This is a genomic window from Falsiroseomonas sp. RANM36 (genome assembly GCF_056682175.1).
The window spans coordinates 344,073-348,682 of sequence record NZ_JBWXTD010000006.1; the positions used below are offsets into that span (position 1 = coordinate 344,073).

The following is a 4,610-nucleotide window of genomic DNA, read 5'->3' on the forward strand; positions in this document are numbered from 1 at the left end:
CCACCCCCCGCGGGGGGGGGGGGCGGCGCCCGCCGCCGCGGGGGGGGGGGGGCGGGGGGGGGGGCCCCGCCCCCGCCGCGCTCTCCGTCCCCCGCAGCATCTCCTTCGCCTGCACCAGCCGCCGCGCGGCGTCCGCATCCGCCTCGGTGAAGACCGCGACGGCCAGGCGAAGCTCCTCGCGCAGCGCCGCATGCAGCGTCGTCAGGTCGCGGCGGTCCGCCTCCGCCAGCGTCACGCCCCGCCGCGCGCGCTTGGCGGCATGGCGCGCCACGTCGCGGCTCAGCACGTCGGCGGCATGTTCCAGCGCGATGGCGAAGGACTGGATCGCGGCAATGCGCTCCCGGTCCGACTCGGTCAGGCGGTCGCCTGGAATACTGGCGAGATAGGCGAGCACCGCGCGGTGCAGCCGGTCCACCACGTCGTCCATCGTGGCCAGAGCCTTGCCGGCATCGCGAGCATCCTCGTCGAAGGCGCGGGTGGAGGCGTCCAGCATCCGCTCCATCACATCGGCGATGCGCAGCACCTCGCGCCGCGCATTGGCCATCGCCACCGCCGGCATCGCCGCCGCCGCCGGATCGAGGTAGCGCGGCGCCGCCTCGTCGCGCTCCGGCCGGTCGGGCAGCAGGCGCGCGAGCAGCCAGGCCTGCGGGCGCAGCAGCGGCAGGGCGAGCAGGCTCGTCGCCAGGTTGAAGGCGAGATGGGCATTCGCCACCAGCCGCGCCGGCGCCTCGCCCGCGGCCGCGATCCAGGCCGTCGTGGCGGGCAGGAAGGCGAGGACGAGCAGCGCGCCGAGCAGCCGGTTCAGCAGGTTGCCGAGCGGCAGGCGCAGCCGGGCCGGCTGGCCGGCCCGCCCGCCCGACTGCAGCAGCGGGTTCAGCGCGCTGCCCAGATTGGCGCCGGCCACCATCGCCACCGCCGCCTCCGCGCCCAGCACGCCGCCGCCGGCCAGCGTCGCGACGAAGAGCACGCCCGCGATCGAGGAATGCGCGGCCCAGGCGACCAGCGCGGCGACCGCCATGTTGGCCAGCGGCACATCCGCCAGCGCATCCAGCACGCGCCCGAGCGTGGGCGAGGCCTCCATCGGCGCAAGCGTCGCGCCCAGCAGATGCAGCGCCAGAAGCATCAGGCCGAGCCCGATCGCGACGCGGCCGAGATCACGGGTCCGCGCCTGGCCGCCGGTGCGGAAGGCCACCACGCCGGCCAAGATGAGCAGCGGCGAAAGCCAGTCGAGATCGAAGGACAGGAGCTGGACGATCAGGGCCGTGCCGATATTCGCGCCCAGCATCGCGGCCAGCGCCGGCGCCAGCGCCACCGCGCCCGCCGCGGCGAAGGCCGAAAGCATCAGCGCGGTCGCCATGCTGCTCTGCAGGGCGGCGGTAACGACGAAGCCGGAAAGCAGCGCCCGCAAGGGCCGGCCGAGCCCGACCGCCAGCAGCGCCTGCAGCCGCCCGCCGAAGGCGCGCTCCACGCCGGACTGCACCATGTGCAGGCCCCAGACCAGCAGGGCGGCCTCGCCCGCGAGCTGGACCAGAAGGCGCAGCTCGCTCATCGGCGCCCTTCCCTAGCCGAAGGCGGCCCGCGCGAGGCGCGCCAGGTTGTCATGGCCCATCCGCGCATAGGTCAGCGGATGCGCCCTGGCGGGGTCCTGCTCGGCCTCGACCACCAGCCAGCCGGCATAGCCCGCGGCGGCGAGCGGCTTCAGCACGGCGGGATAATCCACGCAGCCATCGCCGGGCACGGTGAAGACGCCTTCGAGCACGGCGGCCAGGAAGGGCAGGTCGCGCGCCTTCACGTCCTGCATCACCGCCGCGCGGATGTCCTTGCAGTGAACATGCACCACGCGCGCGGCGTGGCGCTCGGCCGCCGCCACCGGATCGCCGCCGGCGAAGGTGAGATGGCCGGTGTCGAGCAGCAGCCCGACCTCCGGCCCGGTGCTGGCCATCAGCCGGTCCACATCCGCCTGGCTCTCGATCACCGTGCCCATGTGGTGGTGGTAGGCGAGATGCAGCCCATGCGCCTTCAGCCGCCTGCCGAATTTTTCGATTCGTGGTGCCAGCACCTGCCAGTCGGTTTCGGAAAGGACCGGGCGCCGCGACAACGGCGTGGTGCGCGCGCCATGGATCGCGCGCGAGACCTCGGCATGCACCATCACCCTGCAGCCCAGCGCGGTCAGCAGCGCGATATGCGGCTCCGCCTCCGCCATCTCCGCATCCACGTCCCGCTCCAGCAGGCGCGAGCCGTACCAGCCGGAGACCAGCGCCAGCCCGTGCCGCTGCAGGATCGGCCCGAGCTCCGCGGCCGCACGCGGGAACTTGTTGCCCAGCTCGAAGCCCTCGAACCCCGCCTGCCTCCCCTCCGAAAGACAGGTTTCGAGCGGCGTCTCCGCGCCGAGCTCCGGCATGTCGTCATTGGTCCAGGTCAGCGGATTGATGCCGAGGCGGATGGCCATGGGGTTACGCTCCTGCGGCCTGGCGCTTGCGGTTGCTCTCGTAGTCGCGCCGCGCGGCCTTCTCGGCCGGCGTCGCGGGCGCGGCGGTGACCGGCACCTCCCACCAGGCGCCGCCCTCGGCCGTGCCGGTCTGCGGGTCCGTGTCGATCACGATCACCTGCGTGCGCTTCGCCGCGAAGGCTTTCGGCAGCGCGGCTTCCAGCGCGGCGATGTCCGCGACCTTCGTTGCGGTCGCGCCCATGGACGCGGCATGCGCCGCAAAGTCCACCTGCGGCGCGGCATCCGCCAGAAGGTTGTTGAACGGCTCCCCGCCGGTGCCACGCTGAAGGCGGTTGATGCAGCCGAAGCCGCGATTGTCGAGGATGACGATGGTCAGCTTGGCCCCGAGCGCGACGGAGGTCGCGATCTCGCTGTTCATCATCAGGTAGCTGCCGTCGCCCACCAGCACCACCACCTCGCGCCGCGGCGCCGCGAGCTTCGCGCCGAGCCCGCCGGCGATCTCGTAGCCCATGCAGGAATAGCCGTATTCCAGGTGATAGCTGGCGGAATCCGTCGCGCGCCACAGCTTGTGCAGCTCGCCCGGCAGCCCGCCCGCTGCACAGACCACGATCCCGTCCTTCGGCATGGCGCGGTTCACCGCGCCGAGCACCTGCGCATCGCTCGGCAGGTCGTTCGCGCTGCGCTTCGGCGCGGCGGTCACGCGCGCCACGGTGCGGTGCCAGCGCGCGGTCGCCGCCGCCGCCTTCTCCTGCCACGGGCGCGGCGCCTGCCAGCGTCCGAGCGCAGCGGAGAGCGCCGCCAGCCCGCGCGCCGCATCGGCGACGAGCGGCTGCGCGCCGTGCTTCAGCGCGTCGAAGGCCACGACGTTCAGCGCGACCAGCGTCGCCCGGCCGAACAGCGCGCGCGATCCCGTGGTGAAATCCTGCAACCGCGTGCCCACCGCCAGCACCAGATCGGCCTGCGCCGCCAGGGCATTCGCCGCGGCGCTGCCGGTCACGCCGATGGCGCCGAGATTGGCGGGCGCATCCCAGGCCAGGCTGCCCTTGCCCGCCTGGGTCTCCGCCACCGGCACGCCATGGGAGCGAGCGAAGTCGGCAAGCGTTGCTTCCGCGCAAGCGTATTTGACGCCGCCGCCGGCGATCAGCACCGGCCGCTTCGCCGCGCGCAGCGCCGCCGCCGCCGCGCGCAGCTCCGCCGCGTCCGGCTCCGGCGCGCGCGGGCGCCAGACGCGCTTGCGGAAGAAGTCGCTCGGCCAGTCCATCGCCTCGGTCTGCACGTCCTGCGGGAAGGCGAGCGTCACGGGCCCGCACTCCGCCGGATCGGTCAGCACGCGCATCGCGGCCGGCAGCGCGGCGAGCAGCTGCTCCGCGCGCATGATGCGGTCGAAGTAGCGGGAGACCGGACGGAAGCAGTCATTGGCGGAGACCGTCGCGTCGCCGAAATCCTCGACCTGCTGCAGCACCGGATCGGGCCGGCGGGACGCGAACACGTCGCCGGGCAGGAACAGCACCGGCAGGCGGTTCACATGCGCCACCGCTGCGGCGGTGACCATGTTCGTCGCACCCGGCCCGATGGAGCTCGTGCAGGCCATCATCCGACGGCGCGCATGGGTCTTGGCGAAGGCGATGGCGGCATGCGCCATGGCCTGCTCGTTATGCGCGCGGAAGGTCGGCAGGGTGCGGCGATACGCGTGCAACGCCGGCCCGAGCCCGGCCACGTTGCCATGGCCGAAGATCGCCCAGACTCCGCCGAAGATGGGCAGGGTGCGGCCGCCGATCTCGGCCTGCTGCGCCGCCAGGAAGCGTATCGTGGCGTCGGCCGCGGTCAGGCGTAGACTGGCCATGGTCTCCTCCACCCCGGATTGCTCCGGGCTGACCCTGTGTTACAGTTCGATGACACGCGCCGCAAGCAGCGTGGGCACGGAAAACGCCATGATCCACTTCGCACAGTTCGGCGCCGGCCGCATCGGCGCCATCCACGCCGCCAACCTGGCGGCGAGCGGCGGCGCGCGGCTCAAGCATGTCGTGGATGTGCACGCGCCAGCGGCGCAGGCGCTGGCCGCGAAGCACGGCGCCGGCGTCACCGACACCGCGACCGCGCTGGCGGACCCGGAGGTGGGCGCCGTCATCATCGCCTCTTCCACCGACACGCACGCCGATCT

At 73.3% G+C, this 4,610-nt stretch carries 4 protein-coding genes; 1 reads left to right on the forward strand and 3 read right to left on the reverse strand.

The window, feature by feature from the left end; genetic code table 11:
- The 3 genes from AC1MIR_RS23180 to iolD all read right to left on the reverse strand — a co-directional run.
- A partial coding sequence (locus AC1MIR_RS23180; protein WP_480030549.1) for a Na/Pi cotransporter family protein occupies positions 1-1,549 on the reverse strand: 1,549 nt, incomplete at its 3' end.
- A gap of 12 nt (positions 1,550-1,561) precedes the next feature.
- Positions 1,562-2,449 (reverse strand): myo-inosose-2 dehydratase, encoded by an 888-nt coding sequence (gene iolE / locus AC1MIR_RS23185; protein ID WP_480030550.1) that lies wholly within the window; start codon positions 2,447-2,449, stop codon positions 1,562-1,564.
- Between the two features lie 4 nt (positions 2,450-2,453).
- Positions 2,454-4,292 (reverse strand): 3D-(3,5/4)-trihydroxycyclohexane-1,2-dione acylhydrolase (decyclizing), encoded by a 1,839-nt coding sequence (gene iolD, locus AC1MIR_RS23190; protein WP_480030551.1) that lies wholly within the window; start codon positions 4,290-4,292, stop codon positions 2,454-2,456.
- 88 nt (positions 4,293-4,380) lie between these two features.
- On the opposite strand from iolD, the gene AC1MIR_RS23195 reads away from it, so the two are divergent.
- Positions 4,381-4,610: Gfo/Idh/MocA family oxidoreductase (locus AC1MIR_RS23195; RefSeq protein WP_480030552.1), on the forward strand; the 230-nt coding region annotated here is incomplete at its 3' end.